Below are 24376 nucleotides of genomic sequence, written 5' to 3'. Positions count from 1 at the left end.
GTCCGGGCTGGGCGCGCGGTGGCCACGCTGGTCGGGGCCCTAGCCGGCAATGTAGATGATGTCGCTGGTGCCACGCTCCTTTCCCTTGCCGAGCGGGTTGTTGACGAGGGCGCCGTTGAACACCATGGCCGTGGAGCCGCCGCCGTCAAGGTTGTAGGCCACCTTCGCGCCGAGGCCGGCGAAGATCTCGGCCATTTCGGTCATCGTGACGCCACGGCTGTAGCCGGAGCTGCGGCCGTCGACCGCCACGAACAGCAGGTGGTTGTCCTCGATCCAGCCGATACCCGTGCGGGGCTGCTGTCCCTGGATCGAGTGATTGCCGAAGTTGGTGTCCACCTCGACGTCCTCGATGCCGTCCAGGATTTTGCCGTCCTGAAGGAGTCCGGGTCCGAACGAGAGGGTCTGCCAAACCCCTTGTGACAGCAACGTTTTGGCGTTGGTCGCCGTCTCGTCATAGAGCTTCATCGAGCCGTCCTGATAGAACGCGAGCCCCTGACGTGCCCCGGCATCGCGATAGATGATGCCGTTGCGGATCTCGATGCCCGTCTCGCGGAAGCCGTAATAGTCACCATTGATCGCCAGCACCGCGCCCGCCTGCTCGGCGATGACCGAGGGGTAGGCGATGATGTTGGTTCCGAAGCTGTCGTCCGCGAAGGCCGACTTCACGATGGTCGCATCGCTCACGGTGATATCGGCAACGTAATAGGTCACCTTGTCGCTGCCTGACCCGGTCTCGACAGTCTTGATCGAGATCGTCGCCGTGTCGCTCTGATAACTCGTGGCCGTACTCGTGGTGGCTTTGGTCGACGCCTGCACTGCCTCGATGGCGGTGGAGGTCTGCTCCGAGGCATTGGTGACCTCCGCGTGGTCGATCACATAGCGGTTCAGGGCCCATCCCGCGGTGCCGCTCCCGCCGAGGAGGACGGCGAGGCCACCGCCGAGCGCGGCGCGGCGCGAGACTGAGGAAGCCATCAGCGCATCCCTCCCGTGGCCTGGCCCGCCGTAACGGTGCCGAGGCTGGCGGCGCCGTCGATGGAGCCACCCGCCGAGAATGTGCCGACCTTGTCCGAGGCGAGCGTGCCGCCGAGATAGATGTCGTAGCTGCCGGTCGAGCTGAGATCTGGGCTGGCGAACACGAGGTTGGCCACCTCCTTCGTCGTCGTGAAGCTCGCCAGGACCTTGCCGTCGCTGACGATGCTCAGGGTTTCGCCCGCCGCGACGGCGGGGTTGAAGTTCACTTGAAGCCAGCCGGTGGTCGAGGCCGAGTTGGGCGACTCCGCCATACCGGCTGAGCCCGCGGCTACCACGGTGCCGCCGGTGACGGTGATGCCGCCATTGGAGTCGAGGGAGCCGTTGCCGTTGCTGGTGGGCCCGGAGACCACGATGGTGCCGCCGGAAATCTCCGTTGAGCCGTTGGAATCGAGACCGTCTCCGCCGGCATCGACCACGAGCGTGCCGCCGCTGATTTGCAGGAGCGAGCCGTCGTCCTGCATGCCGCCGCCGCCTGGGCCACCGCCCATACCGCCGCCTCCGCCCGAACCAGAGGAGGTGTTGACGCCGTCGTCGCTCGCGGTGATGGTGGTGGCCCCGCCGGCGAGGACGATATTGGCGCCCTCGATGCCTTCGTTGGACTTCGTGACGGTCAGGGTGCCGCCGCTGATCCCGAGATCACCTTCGGCGTGGATGCCATCGTCGCCGGCCGACACGGTGACCGACCCACCGGTCAACAGCACATAGCCGACCGTGTCATCGGCCTCGTTGTCGGACTTCAGACCGTCGTCGGCTGCGGTGATGTTAAGGGTCCCGCCCTCGACGATGAGGTAGTCCTTGCCCCGGATCCCATCATCCGCGGCCGTTACTGTGACATCCCCGGCCTGGATGACCAGGCCGTCCTTGCTGGCGATGCCGTCATTCGTGTTGCCCGTGACCGTCAACGCACCCGACCCCGCGATGGTGAGGTCCGCCATCGAGAACAGCGCCGCATCTGGGGCGTCCTCGGCGGAGGTGTCGTATGCCGTGCCGTCGGCGAGCGCGTTCGTCGTGCCATCGGCCAGGACCACCACGACCTCATCCGCCGCGGTGATGGCAATGGCAGCGCCGGCCGAGTTGGTGATCGAGGCGTTGTCCAGGACCAGGCGAACCTTGCCTTCGGCATCGCTGGCCACCACCACGGAACCGTTGCTGAGGGTTCCGCTCAGTTGGTAGGTGCCGGGCGCGCTGATTGTGATGGTGTCGCCACTGATGGCGACCCCGGCGTCGGAACTGGTGGTGCTCGCGCCGTCCTTGAGAGCGATGGTCGCATCCACCGAGTCGTATGCCGCGTCGTCCGCCTCGGCGTGCGACGTGACGTTGTCCGCGAGGAGTTTTGAACTGGACGCGGCGGCGTTCGCCGCCGTGGCGGCCCCGCCCGAGGATGTCGAGGTCGTGCTGGAGGTACTCGTCGCGCTCGTCGCGGCCGACGAGTCGGTGACCGTGGTGCTGCACGCGGCCAGCCCGAAAGCGGCGGCGACGGCGATCACGGCACTGGTGATCTTGGTGGGCGGTTGCATCGAAAGCTCCTGCATCGGCGGGGTGTTCTGCTGTGGACCTACTCAAGAGGTGGACGCTGTCCGAGCCCATGGCCCCGCCTGTGCGCTTCCTGTGTCCTTTGCCGCGCCGTCGCCCCGGAGACGTTAAGGCGCCCGTAGCCACCGGCCTAGACTTGCCGCATGTCCGAATTGACCCGCGCCGATGTCGCGCACCTTGCCGGGCTAGCCCGGATCGAGTTGTCCGACGACGAGCTTGACAAGATGGTCGGCGAGCTGGGGATCATCCTTGAATCGGTGGCCACCGTGCAGAACGCACCCATCGGTGATGTGGCGCCGATGTCGCACCCGATGCCTTTGGTGAATGTGACCCGGCCCGACGAGGTGCGCCCATCCCTTGCTGCCGAGGCCGCGCTGTCCGGTGCCCCTGAGCAAGATCAACAGCGCTTCTCCGTGCCCCGCATTCTTGACGAAGACTGATAAAGAGCGAGATCGCTACTGTGACAAACGAACTCATCACGGCCAGCGCTGCCGACCTGGCCGCGCGCCTAGCTGCCCGCGAGATCTCCTCCGCGGAACTCACGCAGGCCTGCCTTGATCGCACGGCCGCCGTCGACGGCGTCGTCCACTCCTATCTGCATGTCGACGCCGAGGGTGCCCTGGCGGCCGCGCGCGCGATCGACGAGCGCCGCGCGGCCGGTGAGAGTCTGCCGACGCTGGCCGGTGTGCCGATCGCGGTCAAGGACGTCATGACCACCAAGGGCCTGCCGACAACCTGTGGGTCGAAGATCCTGGAGGGCTGGATACCGCCCTATGACAGCACCGTGGTCACCCGCCTCAAGGCCGCCGGTATGCCGATCCTCGGCAAGACCAATCTGGACGAGTTCGCGATGGGCTCCTCGACGGAACACTCGGCATACGGCCCCTCCCGCAATCCCTGGGATCTCGATCGCATCCCCGGCGGCTCGGGCGGTGGCTCGTCTTCCGTCATCGCGTCCTTCCAGGCGCCGCTGGCGACCGGCACCGACACCGGTGGCTCGATCCGCCAGCCGGCCGCCGTCACCGGGACCGTTGGCACCAAGCCAACGTATGGCGGTGTCTCCCGCTATGGCCTTGTGGCACTTGCCAGTTCGCTCGATCAGGCCGGACCGTGCGCCCGCACCGTGCTCGACACGGCGCTGCTGCATGAGGTGATGGCCGGGCACGACCCGATGGATTCCACCTCCATCGATGCGCCCGTCCCGGCGGTCGTCGAGGCCGCCCGCCGAGCTGACGTCTCCGGCATGAAGATCGGCATCATCCGCGAACTGACCGGCGACGGCTTCCAGGCCGGGGTCCAGCAGCGCTTCGATGAGGCGGTGCAGCATTTGGTCGATGCCGGTGCTGAGGTCGTCGAGGTCTCCTGCCCGTCGTTCACGTATGCCCTCGCGGCCTACTACCTCATCCTGCCGAGCGAGGCGAGCTCGAATCTCGCGAAGTTCGACGCCATGCGTTACGGCATGCGGGTCGCGCCCCAGGGGATCGACGACCCAAGCGCCGAGCAGGTCATGGCCGCGACCCGCGACGCAGGCTTCGGCGACGAGGTCAAGCGCCGCATCATCCTCGGCACCTATGCCCTCTCCAGTGGCTACTACGACGCCTACTACGGCTCGGCCCAGAAGGTCCGCCGGTTGATCGCCGACGACTTTACCCGCTCTTTCGAGGCCGCCGATGTGCTCGTCAGCCCGACGGCACCGACGACGGCCTTCGCCTTCGGCGACAAGATCGATGACCCAATGGCGATGTACCTCAACGACATTGCCACGATCCCCGCCAACCTCGCCGGCGTCCCAGGCATGTCCCTGCCGAGTGGCCTCGCGCCCGAGGACGGCCTCCCGGTCGGCTTCCAGATCCTCGCCCCGGCCATGCAGGACCAGCGCCTGTATGCCGTGGGCGCCGCCCTCGAAGCCCGCCTGCTGTCCGCCTGGGGAGCCCCGCTCCTGCACTCCGCACCCGATCTCACCGCCGCCGGAAAGGGGGCCTGAGCCATGAGCCAGGCGACCGCCGAAGCCACGCTGCCCTTCGAGGAGGCCCTCGCGGCATACGATCCGGTGCTGGGGCTGGAGGTGCACGTCGAGCTGGGCACCAACACCAAGATGTTCTGCGGCTGCGCGACCGCCTTTGGGGCAGAACCCAATTCGCAGGTCTGCCCGGTTTGCCTCGGCTTGCCCGGTGCCCTGCCGGTGGTCAATGAGAAGGGCGTCGAGTCCGCCATCCGCATCGGCCTCGCGCTCAACTGCGAGATCGCGAGCTGGTGCCGGTTCGCCCGGAAGAACTACTTCTATCCGGACATGCCCAAAAACTTCCAGACCTCGCAGTATGACGAGCCGATCGCCTTCAACGGCCACCTCGACGTCGAGTTGGCGGATGGCTCGACCTATCGCGTCGAGATCGAGCGCGCGCACATGGAGGAGGACACCGGCAAGTCGCTGCACGTTGGTGGCTCGACCGGTCGCATCCACGGCGCGACGCACTCGCTGGTCGATTACAACCGCGCCGGCATTCCGCTCATCGAGATCGTCACCAAGCCTATGACGGGCGCGGGGGAGCGGGCGCCGGAGATCGCCAAGGCGTATGTCGCGACCCTGCGCGATCTGCTCAAGGCGCTCGCCGTCTCGGACGTGAAAATGGAGCAGGGCTCAATGCGCTGCGATGTGAATCTCTCTCTTATGCCGAAGGATTCGACGACCTTCGGTATCCGCAGTGAGACCAAGAATGTCAACTCGCTGCGCTCGGTCGAGCGGGCGGTGCGCTACGAGATCGGTCGCCACGCGGCGATCCTGTCCTCCGGTGGCAAGGTCACGCAGGAGACCCGGCATTGGCACGAGGACACGGGCATCACGACCGCCGGCCGCGAGAAGTCCGACGCCGAGGACTACCGCTACTTCCCTGAGCCCGATCTGGTTCCGGTTGCCCCGAGCACCGAGATGGTCGAGGCGCTGCGCGCGACCCTCCCCGAGCCGCCCGCGGCCCGCCGCAAGCGTCTCCAAAGTGCCTGGGGCTACAGCGATTTGGAGATGCGTGATGTCGTCAACGCCGGCCTTGTCGACCTGATCGACGAGACTGTCACCGCCGGTGCCACCCCCGCCGGCGCACGCAAGTGGTGGTCGGGCGAAATCGCCCGCCGCGCCAATGACGCGGGCTCGGATGTGCCGACGTATGCCGCGTCCCTCGCCGTCACTCCGGCTCACGTCGTGGAGTTGGAGTCGCTGGTCACCGGCGGCCGGCTGAACGACGCGATGGCGCGCCAGGTCTGGGACGGCGTTCTCGCCGGCGAGGGCACGCCGACGGCGGTGGCCGACGCGCGTGGGCTGGAGTTGGTGCAAGACACCGGCGCACTTCAGGCCGCGGTCGACAAGGTCATCGCGGCGAATCCCGATGTGGCACAGAAGGTTCGCGACGGCAAGGTCCAGGCGGCCGGCGCCCTCATCGGCCAGGTCATGAAGGAGATGAAGGGCCAGGCCGACGCCGCGGCCGCCCGCCAACTCATCCTCGACACCTTGGTCGGCTAGGGCCGGGAAGGCAACCCCAGACAAGTCCCCGTCCCGCCAGCCGGTCTGCGGATTTCCCGCCCAATCCCAGTTTCCGGCGCTTTGGGTGGCTTTCTGGCTGTGGTTATCCCACCCAAAGCGGCTCTTCGAACTTAACCGGGCAGGCGGGTTCGGCGTGGTGACGCGTGTGGGCCCGTGACCTGCGGTGATCATGGCTGTTGAGGCAGTTCATGGTCACGAAGGTGAGGTCACGGGCTTGAGCACGAGTATGCGCTATTCGTCGGGGCGGTCGCGGGCAGCGACCCGGTTGTTGGGGATCGAGGGCGTCGCGGTCGTCGAGGTCGAGGAGGATCCGGGCGGTCGGCGGTTGGCGCGGCTGGTCACGGATGATGAGGGCGCGGCAGCGTGCCCGACCTGTGGGGTGGTCTCGACCTCGGTGAAGGGACACGCGGTCACCCACCCGCGGGATGTCCCGTACGGCGAGGACGCCGTGGTGTTGGAGTGGGCCAAGACGCGGTGGCGTTGCCGCGAATCGTCCTGTCCGAGAGGCTCGTTCACCGAGTCGGTGCCAGCGATCCCGGCCCGGTCACGGTTGACATGCCGGCTGCGGTCGGCGTGTGGCGCCGGGATCGCCGAGAGCTTCCGGTGCGTGCAGTCCGGCGGTGATTTCTATGGGGTGTCGTGGCCGATCGCGCATTCCGCGTTCGTGGCGCACGTGCAGGAGTGGTTGACCGCGCCGCCACCGCCGGTGAGCGTGCTCGGGATCGATGAGATCAGCCGTGGGAAGCGGCGCTGGGCTCGCGATCCGGCCACCGGCCGGTGGGTGCTGGTCGCGGATCGCTGGTTGACCGGGATCGTCGATGCCGCCGGCACCGCGGGGTTGTTGGCGCACGTTGAGGGCCGGACCGCCGCGAGTGTGGCGGCCTGGCTGACCGGCCAGCCCCAGGCCTGGCGAGAGGCCGTCACCCACGTGGCGATCGACCTGTCCGCCAGCTACGCCAACGCGATCCGCCTCGCGCTCCCGCACGCGGTCGTGGTGGCGGACCGGTTCCACCTGGTCCGCCTCGCGAACGACATGCTCACCGAAGTCCGCCAGCACGCCACCCGAGAGTTGCGCGGCCGCCGGGGCCGGACCCGCCACCCGGAGTGGGCCAACCGGCGCCGGCTGCTGACGGCCCATGAACGCCTGCGCCCCGAGACGTTCGCGCGGATGTGGAACGAGCTGCTCGACGCCGACGAGGTCGGTGTGGAGATCCTGCACGCCTACACCGTCAAAGAACGCCTACGCCACCTGCTCGACCTAGCCCCCACACCGGGCACATCCGTCCCGGACCGGTCCGTGATCTCTCACCGGCTGTGGCGGTTCTTCGACCAAGCCGCAGGCTGCGACATCCCCGAAGTCCACCGGCTCGCCGAAACCGTCGAAACCTGGTGGCCCGCAATCGAAGCCGGCCTGACCACTGGGTACAGCAACGCCCGCTCCGAAGGCTACAACCGGCTCGGGAAACACGAAGGTCGTAACGCCTTCGGCTTCCGCAACACCCGAAACCAGGAACGCCGCATACGCTGGGCCTGCACCCGCCAACACCGGCGGGAAACAGCCATCATCTGCCACGCGATGCCCGGTTAAGTTCGAAGAGCCGCTTAACTTCCGGGCTACCCGCGATTGGCATGGGCCGCAAGTACGGTGCCTGGCCACGCGCTTAGTCTCTAAGCTGGAGAGCCATCCGCTGCCAGCCACCTCGCTCAATGACAGGGGACTCCCTTGAGGGCTCTTCACAATGTAGTCGTGGTCTGAAGCAGCCGGTCTCGAACACTACTCGGCTGGTTGTCGTGCCGGGCAGACCGGAGCGTCGCGCGGTCGCTGCTCGGCGACCCGCACTGGCTTAGCTGGCCCGCGCTTAAGGCGCGATGGTTGCGCCGAGTTTGCTTTGCGCGGCCGACTGCGAACTCCAGACCACACCGTCCCCACACTTCCTCCCAGGAGGGCCATCAGGGCACTGCCAGCCGCCCTGCACGTTCGACGTGAACGCGTGAATTGGCCCGAGGATTTCGTAATAGCTGCCCTGTTCAGGGTAGCCGTACACGGGACCGCCACTATCGCCAAAACCCGCTACCGTGACGTTAGGCCGCTCGGCGAAAAGCAGTTGGTTCCACCTGATGTTACCCTCGCCGTAAAGGTAAGGGATTTGGTCAGAAATGCTCATCGAACAGACAGTCCCTGTAAATCCACCATTCGAGCAGATCGCGCGGCCGAGATAATTTGATCCCGCACTTGTGGAATAGAGTAGACTAGAAGTCGAAGTCGGTGAACCGGACCACATAGTGTTCGTAACAAGGTTTGGTACGGAATTTCTCCGCAGGAGCATAGCATCCACATTGTTCGCGCTGTTCGGGCCGTAGTATGCCTTCGCATGGTACGTACCAGCAATGCTGGGTGATGGAGCGGTCCCGTAGAAGTTGTTGACTCGAATCAACTCCCCGGACCCGAAGTCGCAGTGCGCAGCTGTCATTACATATTCGGTTGACCCGATTTTCATGCCCGCAGAGGAACTGCAGAGAGCGTGGCCACCGGCTTGATCTGGAGTGTCATTCCTCAATACATTCCCGGCATAAAAGGGCGGGCCGTCATCGGTTCTTCCAGCTTCATACATGTATGGGAGATTGCTGGCTGGAACGATTGCAATCATGGACGAGGAAACGACATCTTCAAGCATAGCCCTCGCCTCGGATGCGTCCCCTTCAACGTAGACGCTGAGTCGGTTCTTCGGAGTATCAAGACTCACACGCGGGATCTTGAAAGACGTTGAACGGCTAGGCGGAAATTTATCGCCGATCATGCGTGCTGCGGCGTTGAGTTCAGCCTCGGTCCATGTGACCCTGTGGATTAAGACTTCCGAGCCGCGCGGCGACTCGGCTAGAATGAGTTTGAGGGTCTCCTCGTTGAAGGCGTCAGTCACATTCAAATGTGGTCTGGCGCCGTCGAAGTAGGCGCCTCCAAACCCTTCGACGACTGCCGCCTTGTCCATTATCGCCAGGAACGGACCCTGTGCGCGCGCGAGAGCCAGCCCGTTGTCCTGGTCTGCGATTGCGGGATCAATCCCGTCAGCGGTCGACGGGGCATGGCCTGGGGGTGCAGGCATGGCGAGGATAGGGGTTGACGAGGCAAGAAGTCCCCCCAAGAGAGAAACAGTGACAACCCCGACTGCAGCCTTCATGGTCAAGTTCAAGAATTGCTCCCTCTCCACCTGAAGCATGGGATTGCTTCTCACAGTCTGCGTACCAAGATGTGAATCTCAACCCTCCACGTGGGCGAGTGTAGCAGCGGCCTAGCTGGCTCTTCAGGATTGAGTCCGTACTCGTGGTCAGAAGCAGTCGGTCTCGAGCAGGCTCCGGCGATGTAGTTGGTGAGCTTGCGGGAGCCGAGGGTGGAGCCCGCGCCAGCGCTCGCCTCACCGCATCAAGCCGCAACGCCGTGAAAGACGGAGGCTAGGACCCCGTCAACGACCACCTGACGTGGCGTACGTCCCCCAATCGGGCTCTTCGAACTTAACCGGGCAGGCGGGTTCGGCGTGGTGACGCGTGTGGGCCCGTGACCTGCGGTGATCATGGCTGTTGAGGCAGTTCATGGTCACGAAGGTGAGGTCACGGGCTTGAGCACGAGTATGCGCTATTCGTCGGGGCGGTCGCGGGCAGCGACCCGGTTGTTGGGGATCGAGGGCGTCGCGGTCGTCGAGGTCGAGGAGGATCCGGGCGGTCGGCGGTTGGCGCGGCTGGTCACGGATGATGAGGGCGCGGCAGCGTGCCCGACCTGTGGGGTGGTCTCGACCTCGGTGAAGGGACACGCGGTCACCCACCCGCGGGATGTCCCGTACGGCGAGGACGCCGTGGTGTTGGAGTGGGCCAAGACGCGGTGGCGTTGCCGCGAATCGTCCTGTCCGAGAGGCTCGTTCACCGAGTCGGTGCCAGCGATCCCGGCCCGGTCACGGTTGACATGCCGGCTGCGGTCGGCGTGTGGCGCCGGGATCGCCGAGAGCTTCCGGTGCGTGCAGTCCGGCGGTGATTTCTATGGGGTGTCGTGGCCGATCGCGCATTCCGCGTTCGTGGCGCACGTGCAGGAGTGGTTGACCGCGCCGCCACCGCCGGTGAGCGTGCTCGGGATCGATGAGATCAGCCGTGGGAAGCGGCGCTGGGCTCGCGATCCGGCCACCGGCCGGTGGGTGCTGGTCGCGGATCGCTGGTTGACCGGGATCGTCGATGCCGCCGGCACCGCGGGGTTGTTGGCGCACGTTGAGGGCCGGACCGCCGCGAGTGTGGCGGCCTGGCTGACCGGCCAGCCCCAGGCCTGGCGAGAGGCCGTCACCCACGTGGCGATCGACCTGTCCGCCAGCTACGCCAACGCGATCCGCCTCGCGCTCCCGCACGCGGTCGTGGTGGCGGACCGGTTCCACCTGGTCCGCCTCGCGAACGACATGCTCACCGAAGTCCGCCAGCACGCCACCCGAGAGTTGCGCGGCCGCCGGGGCCGGACCCGCCACCCGGAGTGGGCCAACCGGCGCCGGCTGCTGACGGCCCATGAACGCCTGCGCCCCGAGACGTTCGCGCGGATGTGGAACGAGCTGCTCGACGCCGACGAGGTCGGTGTGGAGATCCTGCACGCCTACACCGTCAAAGAACGCCTACGCCACCTGCTCGACCTAGCCCCCACACCGGGCACATCCGTCCCGGACCGGTCCGTGATCTCTCACCGGCTGTGGCGGTTCTTCGACCAAGCCGCAGGCTGCGACATCCCCGAAGTCCACCGGCTCGCCGAAACCGTCGAAACCTGGTGGCCCGCAATCGAAGCCGGCCTGACCACTGGGTACAGCAACGCCCGCTCCGAAGGCTACAACCGGCTCGGGAAACACGAAGGTCGTAACGCCTTCGGCTTCCGCAACACCCGAAACCAGGAACGCCGCATACGCTGGGCCTGCACCCGCCAACACCGGCGGGAAACAGCCATCATCTGCCACGCGATGCCCGGTTAAGTTCGAAGAGATTCCCTAACTGGTTGTCAAGGTCGTGGGGGCGGATTCTTCGGGCAGGCGTGATCGACGAGGGGCCCTGGCGTGACGAGTCCCTCGGTCGCTTCTCGGGGTGAGGTCAGCGGGTGAGCTTGGAGCGGTGCGTGGCCGCGCTGCGTGCTCGGGCTCGGGCCCGGACCTCGGGTGGGACGGCGTAGGTTCGGGCGATCTCCTTGGCCCGGACTCGGGTCAGCGGGGTGCCGTCGACGTCGCGGAGCTGGTAGGGCTGGCCGCGGTGCAGCACCGTCCAGGTCCGTTCGATCAGCTTGCGCGCGACAGCGACGGTGGCCTTGGTGTGGCTGTGGCCGCGGTCGACCATCAGGTGCCGATAGAAGGCGGCCAGCTGAGGGTCGCTCTTACGGGCGCCGCCGGCGGCCTGATAGAACGCCAGCCGCAGCACCGCGGGGCCTTCCTTGGTGATCGCCCTCGACGGCTGAACCACCGTCCCGGAGGACCAGGTGGAGGGGTTCATCCCCACGTAGGAGGCGGCCGCCTTGGCGGTGGTGAACGCGCCGCCGTCGCCGAGGAACGCGCGTACGGCGGGTGCGGTCATCGGGCCCATCCCCGGGACCGACAGCAAGAGCGGGTCGTCGCCGTACAGGTCGGCCCAGTAGTGCGTGGCCTGGGCGGTCGCACGAGCGATCCGCTGGTCGGCTTCAGCCATGTCGTGCAGGTGCTCGGCCACTTCCCAGGCCAGGGCGTCCAGGTCCAGGTGCCCCTGCCAGAACTCCGTCCAGGCGCGGGCGGCGGCACGGATCGCTTCGACTCGGGCGGGCACGTCCGGCACCCCTCGGGTGTGGGCTGCGACGACACCGGTGAGGGTGGAGCGGCGGGCGCTGCCCAGGGCGCGCAGGTCGGGCCAGCGGGTCAGGACCGCGACCGCGGTCGGCTGGGAGCCGGCGAACGCGGACCACACATCGGGAAATGCCCACCGCGCCAACGAGATCAACCGACGGCGGGCACGGTTGCCGTCGACGACGAGCTTCCCGCGGCGGGTCACCGCCCGACGCAGCGCCAGCTGCGGCGGGGTCAGTGGACGCATCGGAGACAGCGTGAAGACCTCCCCGGCGGTGGCCAGCACATCGGCGTCGATGACGTCGGACTTGTCCTTGCCGATGATCGCCCCGCGCAGCCGGGCCGCGTGCCGGGCCCCGAGCAGCGACAGGTCCCCGCCGGAGCGGCGCATCGCGATCGAGAGCGCGAGCCACGTCATCGACGTCGGCTCCGCAACGGCGACCACGCCGGGATAGGCGCTCAACCGTCCGATGAGCATGTCGAGGCCGGCCAGGGTCGGCGGCGTGGTGAACCGGGACAGGCGCACCTGCCCGTCCGGCAAGATCTCCCGGACGCACACGTGATGGTTGGCCACCACCGCGGCGTCGATGCCGACCTGCACCCGCACCGGCGACAGACCGGCGACGGGATCGGTACCGTGAATAGACACGAGGGTTCCTCCGTTCGCAACGATGAACGTGAACCCGCTCCTCGACGACCACCGGCCAGTGACCTTGGAGGATCGGGCTCGCCAACAGCGGCGGGAGAACCCTCGCGTCCTTTCCCCGGCGCTGTCATCCGCCGGCTCGTCCGCGATGAGGCGAGCTCCCGAACCGCTGCCACCCAGCCGCCACAGATGAACACCACGGCAGGCGTTCCCATGCTTGTGCGTGATCCGGTGCCTACCCCGCCCCAGGGGATCCGCGGGGCGGGCCCCTGACACGGCCACCAATTCCCTGAACCGGGCCAACCTCAGCCGGGAGAGCCGACCCCGGGCCTGTCGATCTCTTTCACGAGCCCGAACGCTCAGCCGAAAAGCGGCACGACCCGGAGCCTTCTCCCACGGCCACCGTAGCGACCACCACCTGCAACCAGGAGGCCCTCTAAGTCATACAAGCCCCCAAAGCGCCGGAAAGCCACCCAAACCCGGCAGCCCGGGCGTCCTGCGGCACGGAGTCCTGCTGAGCGGTCGTGCCGGCGCTCGTTAAGTGGTCGTTAAGTAGCGCGCGCCACTCTCTTGCCATGCCTCAACCCGGGGGCGTTGACAAGAGAGTGAGTTCTGGGATGGCCATCTACTTTGCGCCGCGACCGGCGATGAGCGAGACGGCAGCGGCGATCGTCGTGTCGGCGATTCGCAATTTGGCGGATGCGCCTGTGTCCCCACCGACCGGGGCCGCACCGAAGGATGAATGCGCGAGCCCGAAACCCAGGTGGGGAGCCGGCGCGATCGGGTCCGTGTTGTTCATCGTCGGTGCCTGTTTCGCCGCCAGGCAGTTTGGGACCCCAGAGTCCGGGCCCATCTTTAAGCCTGTCGCCGGGGTCGGAACGTTTGCCCTGTTCTATGTGGTGGCCCAGGCGGCTGAGCGGTTCACCGAGGTGCTCCTCGGACTTCTCGATCCAGCCCGCGCCATTCCCGGACTGGGTATGCGGGCGGCCAAGGAGGCTCGCGACGAGGCGCTCGTCAGCGCCCGGAATGCACTGGTGGGCGACGAGCCCGCGGCGGAAGGCACGGACCCGGCCAAAGATGCAGCGACGAAGCAAGCCGTCGTCGATGCGAAGACGACGGAGCGGAAAGCGTTGACATTCGGGCTGACCGCGATGTTCGGCATGGTGCTCTGTGGATGGCTGGAGGCGGACTTTCTCACCACGCTCGGCGTCACCTTCGCGGAGAACCTGGGCAAAACTCAGTTTGTCGTCAAGTGCCTCGAGATGGCTGTCACCGGGGCGGTGGTGGGCGGTGGGAGTGCTGGGTTGCACGACCTCATCACCCGGATCAGCAAGGCCAACGCGCAAGCAGACGCGGGCGCCTCGCTGAAGCCGTCCGCTTAGACAGACGGGCCGACAGGTTCCCGCCCAGTCCCACTTTCCAGCGGTTTGGGTGGCTTTCCGGCCGTGGGTTTCCCACCCATAGAGCCGGAAAGCCACCCAAACCCGTCAGAACGGGCGCGGCGGGAGTTCGTAGCCGAAGCCCGATCAGCGGCGGCCGCCGCCGAGGATCGAGCCCAGGATGTCGATCACGCTGCCGCCACCGGACGGTGCCTGCTGGCGGCTGGTCTGGCTGGAGGCAGCGCCGCCGAGGACGTCCTTGAGGATGTCGTTCAGGTCCGGCTGCCCGGACGTCGACGGAGCCGAGGAGGTCGGTTCGGTGCGCTGCGGCAGCACGTTGTCGTCCACCTGGGCGTCCTGCGGCTGCGCGGCCGATTTGCCGCCCAGCACCTGGCCGAGGATGTCGCCGAGACCGCCGCCGCCCGAGCCGGAGGACGAGCCGCCGGTGCGCTGGGTCATCTGCTTCATGATGTAGGACAGCACGATTGGGGCCAGGATCGGCAGGAGCTTGCGGAAGAGGCTGCCGCCGAGGCCGCCCGCCGCGCCATACCCACCGAGCTGGTTGTAGACGGCGTCCTCGTTGCTGCCGAAGATGTGCCGCGTGATGGCCTCGCCGTCTTGCGCGTCCACCTGTCCCAGGTCGACGCCGCCGTCGAGGAGCTCGCCGTCATGCTGGCCGAGGGCCTCCAGAATCGATCCGGCACCCGCCGGGTCCTGAGCGTTGGCGTCCAGGCCTCCGAACAATGCCGGCAGCGCCGCCGCGGTGGCCTGCTCGACCTCGCTCTGGGAAGCGCCCACCATGTCGGCGAGCTGGGCCATGTCCAGGCTGTTCAGGATGTCGTCAACAGCGTTCGACATAGGGGCATACCTCAATCTGCTCATGCGCCGCGTGGCGCTCGGCGCCGCAGTGCTCCAGTGCGCGGCGGTCACCGCGGAGCCAAACTAGCAATTCCGGGCGGTTGTTCCCGGGGTGGCTTTCGGTGACGTCTCCCCGCGGGGCATGCTTGGACCATGACGACGTCGTCAATGGACCGAACGCTGATCCTGCTTCGCCACGCCAACGCCGAGTCGGGCGCGGCCGACCACGATCGAGACCTGACCAGCGACGGCTGGAAGGATGCCCGCGCGGCGGGTGCGTGGCTCCATGCGCACGATCTCGGTGCTGACGAAGTCCTCTGCTCCACCGCCGAACGCACCCGCCAGACGACACAAGCCCTGTGGGAGGGCGGCTGTTGCGAGACCGACGTTCGGTATGAGGATCGGATCTACAACGCCCATCCCGAGGCGCTGTTGGAGGTCGTTCGCGACAGTGACGAGGACGCGAGCGTGGTGATGGTGGTCGGGCACGCACCCGGCATACCCGCCTTCACCAGCCTGCTCGCTGACGGGGAGGGCAGCCCGCAAGCTCACGAACTCCTCGCTCAGGGATTCCCCACGACGAGTATGGCGATCCTCACCTTCGCCGGGCACTGGCGTGATCTTGCCTTCGGTGCGGCGCGGCTCGACCGCTTCCACATCGCCCGCGCCTAACGGCCCGCGGCGCTGGTCCTAACGGCCTATCGCGCTGATCGCCCGCCCGAGCCGCGGACTTCCCGGCCGCGCGCGCCGCACGGTGCGAGAATCGACCGTATGCCTGCGCTGCGCTCTCGAACCTCCACCCACGGCCGGACGATGGCGGGGGCCCGCGCGCTGTGGCGGGCTACGGGGATGACCGATGACGACTTCGGCAAGCCGATCGTCGCCATCGCCAATAGCTTCACGCAGTTCGTCCCGGGGCATGTGCACCTCAAGGATCTCGGCCAACTCGTCGCCGGCGCCGTCGCCGAGGCCGGCGGTGTCGCGAAGGAGTTCAACACCATCGCGGTCGATGACGGCATCGCCATGGGCCACGCCGGGATGCTCTATTCGCTCCCCTCCCGCGAGCTCATCGCCGACGCGGTGGAGTACATGGTGAACGCCCACTGCGCCGATGCCTTGGTGTGTATCTCCAACTGCGACAAGATCACTCCCGGCATGCTGCTCGCGGCGCTGCGTCTGAACATCCCGGTTGTCTTCGTTTCCGGTGGTCCGATGGAGGCCGGCAAGACCGTTGCCATCGAGGGCATCGTGCACGACAAGATCGACCTGATCGACGCGATGATCGCCTCCTCCAATGACGCGGTCAGCGACGATCAACTCGATGCGATCGAGCGCTCCGCCTGCCCGACCTGCGGCTCCTGCTCTGGCATGTTCACCGCCAACTCGATGAACTGCCTCACCGAGGCCATCGGCCTGTCCCTGCCGGGCAATGGCTCGACCCTCGCCACCCATGCCGCCCGCAAGGACCTCTTCCTGCGCGCCGGCGAACTGATCGTCGAGCTCTGCAAGCGCTACTACGACGGCGACGACGAGTCGGTCCTGCCGCGCAATATCGCGACCTTTGACGCGTTCTCCAATGCCGTCGCGCTCGACGTCGCCATGGGCGGGTCAACCAATACCGTGCTCCACCTGCTCGCCGCCGCGCGCGAGGCCGACCTCGACTTCCACATGGCCGATATCGATGCCATCAGCCGCCGCGTGCCGTGTCTGGCGAAGGTCGCTCCCAACAGTCCGAAGTACCACATGGAGGATGTCCACCGCGCCGGCGGCATTCCGGCCATCCTCGGCGAACTTGACCGCGGCGGGATGCTCAAGCGTGACGTCCACTCCGTGCACGCCGCCACTCTCACAGATTGGTTGGGGGAGTGGGACATTCGCGGTGGCTCGCCCTCCGACGCGGCCCTCGACCTCTTCCACGCCGCCCCCGGCGGCGTCCGCACCACCGAGCCCTTCTCGACCACCAACCGGTGGGCCTCCCTCGACATCGACGCCGCCAACGGCTGCATCCGAGACAAGGCCAACGCCTACACCGTGGACGGCGGCCTCGCCGTCCTCACCGGCAATCTCGCCCCGGCCGGGTGCGTCGTCAAGACCGCCGGTGTCCCGGAGTCCGTATGGCGCTTCGCCGGCCCCGCGGTCGTCTTCGAGTCCCAGGACGATGCCGTCAGCGGCATCCTCAACAAGCGAGTCACGGAAGGCGACGTGGTCGTCATCCGCTACGAGGGCCCCAAGGGGGGCCCGGGGATGCAGGAGATGCTCTACCCGACCTCCTTCCTCAAGGGCCGCGGCCTCGGCCAGGCATGCGCCCTGATCACCGATGGCCGCTTCTCCGGCGGCACCTCCGGGCTGTCGATCGGGCACGTCTCACCCGAGGCGGCCAGCGGTGGCGTGATCGCGCTGGTCGAAGATGGCGACGTCATTGAGATCGACATCCCGGGTCGGTCGGTGAACCTCGCTGTGCCGCAAGAGATTCTGGACGAGCGACTGGCCAAGCAGCAGGCCCGCGAGCGCCCCTTCACCCCGGTTGACCGGGACAGGCCCGTCTCGGCCGCGCTCCGGGCATACGCCTCGATGGCCTCCTCCGCCGCCGACGGCGCTGTTCGCGTCGTCCCCTGACCTGCGCCGAGCCGCCCACGTCCTCGCCTGTCGGTGAGATCACAAGTCCGCTAGGTGAGACGTGGGCGGTTCGCGTTGACGCGGCATACGACCAAGGGACAGAGTGGAGACGTGGCATTCCTCCTCGTAATTGATAAGCGCGCTTGAGCCTTCCCGGCTAGCGCGCTACCCCGACGTCCACCCGTGGACCGAGGGGTTTTTTGTTGGGGTGCCACGGACCGAACCACACGACAACCGCAGAGAAACGAAGATCGAGATGACAACGACAGACCACGCGTCGACGCGATCCGCGACGCCGAGTCCGGCAACGATGGCCCACAAGGCCCAGCCTGTGTCGAAGACCTCCCCCGTCGAGGTCACCGGTGCACAGTCACTCATCCTGTCCCTGGAGTCCGTCGGCGCCGATACGGTGTTCGGGCTCCCGGGCGGCGCGATCTTGCCCGCATACGACCCGCTGATGGACTCCACGAAAGTCCGCCACATCCTCGTCCGCCACGAGCAGGGCGCAGGGCACGCAGCGCAGGGGTATGCCGCGGCCACCGGCCGGGTCGGGGTCTGTATGGCGACCTCCGGCCCCGGTGCGACGAATCTCGTCACTCCGATCGCCGATGCGTACATGGACTCGGTCCCGATCGTCGCCATCACCGGGCAGGTTTCGTCCCGGGCGATCGGGACGGATGCCTTCCAGGAGGCCGACATTCGCGGCATCACGATGCCGATCACGAAGCACAACTACCTCGTGACCAAGGCGGATGAGATCCCGCGGGTGATCGCCGAGGCTTTCCACATCGCCTCGACGGGGCGCCCGGGGCCGGTGCTGGTCGATATCTCCAAGGACGCGCTGCAGGCCAAGACCACCTTCTCCTGGCCGCCGAAGATCCATTTGCCGGGTTATCACCCGGTCGTCAAGCCGCACGCCAAGCAGATCCGTGAGGCGGCCCGACTGATCCAGGCAGCGCAACGGCCCATCCTGTATGTCGGTGGCGGCATCATTCGCGCGCACGCCGCCGAGGAACTTGCGGCTTTCGTTGAGGCGACCGGCATCCCGGTCGTGACGACCCTGATGGCCCGCGGTGCCTTCCCTGACAGCCACGAACTCCACCTCGGTATGCCGGGCATGCACGGCTCCGTCGCCGCGGTGACGGGGCTGCAGAAGTCCGACCTGCTCATCACCCTGGGCGCCCGTTTCGATGACCGGGTCACCGGCGAGCTCAAGTCGTTTGCTCCCGAGGCCAAGGTGATTCACGCCGACATCGACCCGGCGGAGATCTCCAAGAACCGGGTCGCGGATGTGCCCATCGTCGGCGACGCCAAGGCGATCATTGCCGACCTGCTGGCCGCGGTGACCCAGGGCGGTTACGCGGTCGACCCCGCGGCATACACCGCCTGGCGGGAGCGTGCGTTGGGCTGGAAGGCGACCTTCCCGGTCGGCTACAGCGCTCCGACAGGCGAGGCGCTCATGCCGCAATATGTCATCGAGCGGCTTGGCGCGATCGCTGGCCCGGAGGCGGTCTATGTTCCCGGCGTGGGTCAGCACCAGATGTGGGCGGCGCAATTCATTAACTACGAGCGTCCCAACAGCTTCGCCAACTCCGGCGGCCTCGGCACGATGGGCTATTCCGTTCCGGCGGCGATGGGCGCACAGGTCGCCCAGCCCGACCGGGTCGTGTGGGCCATCGACGGCGACGGCTGCTTCCAGATGACCAACCAGGAACTCGCTACCTGCGTCATCAACCGCATCCCCATCAAGGTCGCGATCATCAACAACTCCAGCCTCGGCATGGTGCGGCAGTGGCAGACGCTGTTCTACAACGAGCGCTACTCCAATACCGACCTGCACACCTCTCACGCGGGCGAGCGCATCCCCGACTTCGTCAAGCTTGCCGATGCGTATGGGTGTGTCGGCCTGCGTTGCGAATCGCCCGAGGACGTCGATGCGACCATCCGCAAGGCCATGGAGATCAACGACGTCCCGGTCGTGATCGACTTCGTGGTCGAGCGCGACGCGATGGTGTGGCCGATGGTCGCCGCCGGCGTCAGCAACGACCTCATCCAGGTCGCCAGAGACACGGCGCCGCAATGGGATCGGGAAGAATCCGAGGCCGACGAGCAGGGCCTCGACCCCGACCACGACGGCACCGCGACCGGACAACACTGAGGCGAGAGAGCGGCATACGACATGACCAAGCACACTCTGTCCGTCCTGGTCCAGGACAAGCCGGGCGTCCTCGCCCGGATCTCGGCGCTGTTCTCCCGGCGCGGATTCAATATCGACTCCCTAGCCGTGGGCCCGACCGAACTTCCCGACGTCTCCCGGATGACCGTCGTCGTCGATGTCGATGCCCTGCCGCTGGAGCAGGTGACCAAGCAACTCAACAAGCTCGTCGAGGTGCTCAAGGTCGTCGAGATCGAGCCGCAGAACTCCATCCAGCGCCAGATCGTCCTGGTCAAGGTGCGCTGCGACACGGCGACGCGCGGTCAGATCATCGAGATCGCCCAACTGTTCCGCGGCAAGGTCGTCGACGTCACGCCGGAGGCGATGAGCATCGAGGCGACCGGCAACAGCGAGAAGATCCGCGACTTCCTGGCCCTGCTGGAGCCCTACGGCATCAAGGAACTCGTCCAGTCCGGCATCGTCGCCCTGGGCCGCGGCGCCCGATCCATTTCCGATCGCGCCCTGCGCTCGGCATAACCTTCACCCCAACAACCCGAACTGCATCAAGGAGATGGCCTGATGGCCGAAATGGTTTATGACGACGACGCTGACCTGTCGGTGATTCAGGGTCGCAAGGTAGCCGTCATCGGCTACGGCAGCCAGGGCCACGCCCACGCGCTGAACCTGCGCGACTCCGGCGTCGACGTCCGCGTCGGCCTCGCCGAGGGCAGCAAGTCGCGCGCCAAGGCCGAGGACGAGGGCCTGCGGGTGCTGTCCGTCGCGGATGCCGTCAAGGAAGCTGACCTCGTCGTCATCCTCACCCCGGACCAGGTCCAGCGCACGGTCTATGCGAACGACATCGAGCCCAATCTGCAGGACGGAGCCGCCCTGCTCTTCGGGCACGGCTTCAACATCCGGTTCGGCTACATCAAGCCCAAGGCCGACGCCGACGTGATCATGGTGGCCCCCAAGGGGCCGGGCCACCTCGTCCGGCGTGAGTTTGTCGACGGCCGCGGTGTGCCGGTGCTCGTCTGCGTCGAGCAGGATGCCTCCGGTCATGCGTGGGCGCTGGCCCAGTCCTACGCCAAGGCCATCGGTGGGCTGCGCGCGGGCGGCATCAAGACGACCTTCACTGAGGAGTGCGAGACCGATCTGTTCGGTGAGCAGGCTGTCCTCTGCGGTGGTGCGTCACAGCTCGTGATGTACGGCTTTGAGACTCTGGTGGAGGCGGGCTACCAGCCCGAGGTGGCCTACTTCGAGTGCCTCCACGAGCTCAAGCTCATCGTCGACCTGATGATTGAGGGCGGCATCGCCAAGCAGCGCTGGTCGGTCTCCGACACCGCCGAGTATGGCGACTACGTCTCCGGGCCGCGCGTCATCGACCCGTCGGTCAAGGAAAACATGAAGGCCGTCCTGGCCGACATCCAAAATGGCGCCTTCGCCAAGCGGTTCATCGACGACCAGGACGCCGGCGCGCCGGAGTTCAAGGAGTTGCGGGCCAAGGGAGCGGCTCACCCGATCGAGGCCACCGGCCGCCAGTTGCGCGGGCTGATGGCCTGGGTCGACTCCGGTCGCGACAGCGACTACGTGGAAGGCTCCGCCGCGCGCTGACCCGGCCACGCCTGCCAGTTTTCACGCCTCGACGGTCTCTTCGATCCGGCAATCAGCCGGGCGGGGAGGCCGTCGTCGCGTAGACGGACGATATCGTCGGGCCCGTGCGGGAACTGGTGGATTCGTGGCCGTTCTGGGCGGTCTACCTGTTCTTCTTCGCCGGGGCGATGGCGCGCTCGCACGCCACCTATGCCGTCGGTCGCGGCCTTCGATCCGGAGCCGGTCGCTCGCGCCGGGGACGAATCACCAGGACCTTGGACGGGCCCACACTGCGCCGGGCCGAGACCGTGATGGCGCGCTTTGGTGCCCCGCTCGTGACGTTGTCATTCTTGACTGTGGGCGTGCAGACCGTGCTCAACGCCGCGGCGGGCGGGCTGCGGATGCCCCTACGGCGCTACACGCCCGCGGCGATCGTCGGCTCCCTGCTGTGGGCGGCGCTCTACACCACGGCGGGCTTCGCGCTCCTGGAGTCGATCCGCGGGGCCGTGCCGTGGTGGTGGGCGCTCGTGGTCGCCGCCTTGGTGGGGGCCGTGTTCCTCATCACGCGTCTGGTGCGCCGCCGTCTGGAGGGCGCCGGATCGGGGCGCTGACGGCTCAGCGACGCGGGAGCACCCGCGGCTGGCGGGCCAGCCAGTCGGCGAAGCGCGCGCCACCCACCTCGGCGTTCGGCCCCGGCAGCACCACTCCCTCAGCGAAGGCACGCAGGGTGGCGCCGATCGGGGGAAGGTCGAGTCGTCGCGGCGCCGACTTCCCGGTATGCCGTGCCACCAGCCCCGCGATTTCCCGCGCGTCGAAGCGGTCCGGCCCCGCGAGATCCGGGGCGCGGGCGAAGGACCCTGGCACGGGACCACTTGCCAACTCTGCCAACCGCCGCCCGACCCAGGCGATGTCGACGGGCTGGATCGCCATACCGCGGACTCCGAGACCGACCGGACCGATCCGCATACCCGCTAACGCGGCTGCGAGAGAGTGGAATTGGGTCGCTCGCAGAATGGTCACCGGGATCGACAGATCGCGAAGGGCCATTTCCGCGGCATACTTCGCGCGGTAGTAGGCGTAGGGGTGGTGATCGACGCCGACGATCGAGATGTAGATCACGTGGGGCGGTCGATCCAGCGACGCGACGGCTTCGCCGAGGCGCCGTGTCCCGCCGATGGTGACCTCGCGAAACTCCCACGGCTTCAGGGTGTCGGCGGTGTGCACGACGGCGTCGGCGCCAGCGAGCGAGGCGGGGAGTCCGGCGCCTGTGCGCAGGTCAACCCCGGTGCGGCGGCTCGCGGAGACCGCGTCGTGGCCGAGGCTGGCCAGCGCGGCCATCACCTCCCGACCGAGATTGCCTGAGCCGCCCGTGACCACGATTCGCATGTCCTCGATCGTGACACGTCGACCCGGCACGCGTGTCAGTAGGTGAACGCCGCCGGCACGGGTCAGGGCCCGAACTAAGCTGAGTCGCAGCACAAGGTTGTGCAGTCCGGGCCCCGATCCCTTCTCGCGCCACCTGCGTCGGCGGGGCCGCCCGTCCCATCGAAGGAACCATGCTCATGACCAAGCCGGTCGTGCTCATCGCCGAGGAACTCTCGCCCGCCACCCTGGATGCCCTGGGTCCCGACTTCGAGGTCCGTCATTGTGACGGCGCCAACCGCTCCGATTTGCTCTCTGCCCTGGCCGGTGTCGAGGCGGTCCTGATCCGTTCCGCGACCAAGATGGACGCCGAGGCCATCGCCGCCGCCAAGGGATTGAAGGTCATCGCCCGCGCGGGTGTCGGCCTGGACAATGTCGACGTCCCCGCCGCGTCGAAAGCCGGCGTCATGGTTGTCAACGCACCGACCTCCAATATCACCAGCGCGGCGGAACTCGCCGTTGGCCTGATGCTCGCGGCGGCCCGCAATATCGCCCCGGCGAACCAGGCGCTCAAGGGCGGGGCGTGGAAGCGCAGCAAGTACGGCGGTGTCGAACTCCTCGACAAGAAGGTCGGCATCGTCGGCTTCGGCCGGATCGGCCAGCTCGTCGGCGAACGCCTCAAGGGTTTCGGTATGGAGATCCTCGCCTTCGACCCTTACGTCTCGGCTCAGAAGGCGGGCCAGTTGGGCGCCCGCTTGGTCAGCCTCGACGAGCTGCTCGCCGAGGCCGACTTCATCTCGATCCACCTGCCGAAGACGCCGGAGACGCTGGGCCTGATCGGCAAGGAAGCGCTGGCCAAGGCCAAGAAGGGCGTCATCATCGTCAACGCCGCCCGCGGTGGCATCCTCGACGAGGCGGCCCTGGCCGATGCGATTGCGTCCGGGCACATTGGCGGCGCGGGTCTTGACGTCTTCGCGACCGAGCCCACCACCGAATCGCCGCTGTTTGAGCACGAGTCGGTCGTGGTGACCCCGCACCTCGGTGCGTCCACCGAGGAAGCGCAGGAGAAGGCCGGCATCGCGGTCGCCAAGTCGGTGCGCCTCGCGCTGGCCGGGGACATCGTGCCCGACGCCGTCAACGTCGCGGGTGGGGTCATCGCCGAGGAAATCCGGCCGGGCATCGACCTGGTCGAGAAGCTCGGCCGCATCTTCACCGCGGTCGCAGGCTCCGTCCCGGTCCAGCTCGACATCGACGTGCGTGGCGAGATCACCGAGTTCGACGTCAGCATTTGGAAGTTGTCGGCGCTCAAGGGCCTCTTCACCGACATCACCGACGAGCCGGTTACGTATGTGAACGCCCCGCTCATGGCGGCGGAGCGTGGCTGCGAAGCGCGCCTGATCACCAACCCCACGGCGGAGGACTTCCGCAATGTGACCACCCTGCGTGGCACGCTGGCGGATGGCTCGATCGTCTCCATCTCCGGCACCCTGACGGGCCCGAAGATGGTCCAGAAGATCATCGGCGTCAACGGTTTTGACCTCGAGGTCCCCCTCAGCCAGCACATGGCCTTCTTGTCGTATGTCGATCGTCCCGGCGTCATCGGCGCATTCGGCCGACTCCTCGGCGATGCCGGCGTCAACATCGCCGGTATGCAGGTGTCCCGCAACGAGCAGGGCGGCTCCGCTCTCGTGGTGCTCACCCTGGACTCGGAAATCCCGGCCGAGGTGCTCACCGCGATCGGCAACGAAGTCAACGCCACGCTCGCCCGGGTCGCAGACCTCGACGACTGAGGTCCATTTTTCAGGCGAGGTATGCCGGGAGGGTCGCCTCCCGGCATACCCCGCCCTGTGATGTGGT

At 67.2% G+C, this 24376-nt stretch carries 20 protein-coding genes; 13 read left to right on the top strand and 7 right to left on the bottom strand.

Annotated elements, in window-relative coordinates; genetic code table 11:
* Window positions 1-39: 39 nt before the first annotated feature.
* Together BN13_RS02915 and BN13_RS02910 are read right to left on the bottom strand one after the other, a co-directional pair.
* Complete coding sequence (locus BN13_RS02915; RefSeq protein ID WP_048544292.1) at window positions 40-972, bottom strand: phosphodiester glycosidase family protein; 933 nt, start codon at window positions 970-972, stop codon at window positions 40-42.
* Complete coding sequence (locus tag BN13_RS02910) at window positions 972-2549, bottom strand: carbohydrate-binding domain-containing protein (protein ID WP_084733892.1); 1578 nt, start codon at window positions 2547-2549, stop codon at window positions 972-974. The genes BN13_RS02915 and BN13_RS02910 overlap by 1 nt, the downstream gene beginning before the upstream one ends.
* 159 nt (window positions 2550-2708) lie before the next feature.
* On the opposite strand from BN13_RS02910, the gene gatC reads away from it, so the two are divergent.
* From gatC to BN13_RS02890, 4 genes are all read left to right on the top strand, one after another.
* Window positions 2709-3005 (top strand): Asp-tRNA(Asn)/Glu-tRNA(Gln) amidotransferase subunit GatC, encoded by a 297-nt coding sequence (gene gatC / locus BN13_RS02905; protein WP_048544289.1) that lies wholly within the window; start codon window positions 2709-2711, stop codon window positions 3003-3005.
* Between the two features lie 20 nt (window positions 3006-3025).
* Window positions 3026-4549: an Asp-tRNA(Asn)/Glu-tRNA(Gln) amidotransferase subunit GatA gene (gene gatA / locus BN13_RS02900; RefSeq protein WP_048544287.1), complete on the top strand. Its 1524-nt coding sequence runs from the start codon at window positions 3026-3028 to the stop codon at window positions 4547-4549.
* Window positions 4550-4552: 3 nt separating this feature from the next.
* Window positions 4553-6076 carry an Asp-tRNA(Asn)/Glu-tRNA(Gln) amidotransferase subunit GatB gene (gene gatB / locus BN13_RS02895; protein ID WP_048544285.1) on the top strand — a complete coding sequence of 508 codons (1524 nt, stop codon included), beginning with the start codon at window positions 4553-4555 and terminating at the stop codon, window positions 6074-6076.
* Window positions 6077-6311: 235 nt separating this feature from the next.
* Window positions 6312-7685: an ISL3 family transposase gene (locus tag BN13_RS02890; protein WP_235433914.1), complete on the top strand. Its 1374-nt coding sequence runs from the start codon at window positions 6312-6314 to the stop codon at window positions 7683-7685.
* Between the two features lie 271 nt (window positions 7686-7956).
* On the opposite strand, the gene BN13_RS19115 is transcribed toward BN13_RS02890, so the two are convergent.
* Window positions 7957-9312, bottom strand: coding sequence for a chymotrypsin family serine protease (locus BN13_RS19115; RefSeq protein WP_157038404.1), 1356 nt, complete (start codon window positions 9310-9312; stop codon window positions 7957-7959).
* Window positions 9313-9708: 396 nt separating this feature from the next.
* On the opposite strand from BN13_RS19115, the gene BN13_RS02885 reads away from it, so the two are divergent.
* Window positions 9709-11082: an ISL3 family transposase gene (locus tag BN13_RS02885; RefSeq protein WP_235433914.1), complete on the top strand. Its 1374-nt coding sequence runs from the start codon at window positions 9709-9711 to the stop codon at window positions 11080-11082.
* A 115-nt stretch (window positions 11083-11197) separates the two neighbouring features.
* Here BN13_RS02885 and BN13_RS18505 read toward each other — a convergent pair whose 3' ends face one another.
* Together BN13_RS18505 and BN13_RS19110 are read right to left on the bottom strand one after the other, a co-directional pair.
* Entirely contained in the window at window positions 11198-12562 is a 1365-nt protein-coding gene (locus BN13_RS18505) for an IS110 family RNA-guided transposase (RefSeq protein WP_084733531.1), read from the bottom strand.
* A 622-nt stretch (window positions 12563-13184) separates the two neighbouring features.
* Window positions 13185-13358, bottom strand: coding sequence for a hypothetical protein (locus BN13_RS19110; protein WP_157038403.1), 174 nt, complete (start codon window positions 13356-13358; stop codon window positions 13185-13187).
* Between BN13_RS19110 and BN13_RS02875 the strand changes: the two genes are divergently transcribed.
* A complete protein-coding gene (locus tag BN13_RS02875) occupies window positions 13348-13941 on the top strand; it encodes a hypothetical protein (RefSeq protein WP_157038402.1) in 594 nt (197 codons plus the stop codon). The genes BN13_RS19110 and BN13_RS02875 overlap by 11 nt on opposite strands.
* Window positions 13942-14085: 144 nt before the next feature.
* Here the strand turns inward: BN13_RS02875 and BN13_RS02870 are convergent, their stop codons facing one another.
* Window positions 14086-14868 carry a DUF937 domain-containing protein gene (locus BN13_RS02870; RefSeq protein WP_235433913.1) on the bottom strand — a complete coding sequence of 261 codons (783 nt, stop codon included), beginning with the start codon at window positions 14866-14868 and terminating at the stop codon, window positions 14086-14088.
* A gap of 81 nt (window positions 14869-14949) precedes the next feature.
* Here BN13_RS02870 and BN13_RS02865 point away from each other — a divergent pair, with 81 nt between their 5' ends.
* From BN13_RS02865 to BN13_RS02840, 6 genes are all read left to right on the top strand, one after another.
* Window positions 14950-15468 (top strand): SixA phosphatase family protein, encoded by a 519-nt coding sequence (locus BN13_RS02865; protein ID WP_048544280.1) that lies wholly within the window; start codon window positions 14950-14952, stop codon window positions 15466-15468.
* A 99-nt stretch (window positions 15469-15567) separates the two neighbouring features.
* A complete protein-coding gene (gene ilvD, locus BN13_RS02860) occupies window positions 15568-17412 on the top strand; it encodes a dihydroxy-acid dehydratase (RefSeq protein ID WP_084733530.1) in 1845 nt (614 codons plus the stop codon).
* Between the two features lie 310 nt (window positions 17413-17722).
* A complete protein-coding gene (locus BN13_RS02855; protein WP_048544278.1) occupies window positions 17723-19570 on the top strand; it encodes an acetolactate synthase large subunit in 1848 nt (615 codons plus the stop codon).
* 21 nt (window positions 19571-19591) lie between these two features.
* A complete protein-coding gene (gene ilvN / locus BN13_RS02850) occupies window positions 19592-20104 on the top strand; it encodes an acetolactate synthase small subunit (RefSeq protein ID WP_048544274.1) in 513 nt (170 codons plus the stop codon).
* Window positions 20105-20146: 42 nt separating this feature from the next.
* Window positions 20147-21178 carry a ketol-acid reductoisomerase gene (gene ilvC / locus BN13_RS02845; RefSeq protein WP_048544272.1) on the top strand — a complete coding sequence of 344 codons (1032 nt, stop codon included), beginning with the start codon at window positions 20147-20149 and terminating at the stop codon, window positions 21176-21178.
* 104 nt (window positions 21179-21282) lie between these two features.
* A complete protein-coding gene (locus BN13_RS02840; protein ID WP_048544269.1) occupies window positions 21283-21768 on the top strand; it encodes a DedA family protein in 486 nt (161 codons plus the stop codon).
* Between the two features lie 4 nt (window positions 21769-21772).
* Here BN13_RS02840 and BN13_RS02835 read toward each other — a convergent pair whose 3' ends face one another.
* The gene (locus BN13_RS02835) at window positions 21773-22543 is read right to left on the bottom strand and encodes an SDR family oxidoreductase (protein WP_048544267.1); all 771 of its coding nucleotides are present in this window, start codon (window positions 22541-22543) and stop codon (window positions 21773-21775) included.
* 176 nt (window positions 22544-22719) lie between these two features.
* Here BN13_RS02835 and serA point away from each other — a divergent pair, with 176 nt between their 5' ends.
* The gene (serA, locus tag BN13_RS02830) at window positions 22720-24309 is read left to right on the top strand and encodes a phosphoglycerate dehydrogenase (RefSeq protein ID WP_048548813.1); all 1590 of its coding nucleotides are present in this window, start codon (window positions 22720-22722) and stop codon (window positions 24307-24309) included.
* Window positions 24310-24376: the final 67 nt, after the last annotated feature.

It is taken from the genome of Nostocoides jenkinsii Ben 74 (assembly GCF_001046875.1).
Classification (GTDB): domain Bacteria; phylum Actinomycetota; class Actinomycetes; order Actinomycetales; family Dermatophilaceae; genus Nostocoides_A; species Nostocoides_A jenkinsii.
The sequence above is the reverse complement of the archived record's forward strand: the minus strand, read 5'-3'. Positions and strand labels throughout refer to the sequence as shown.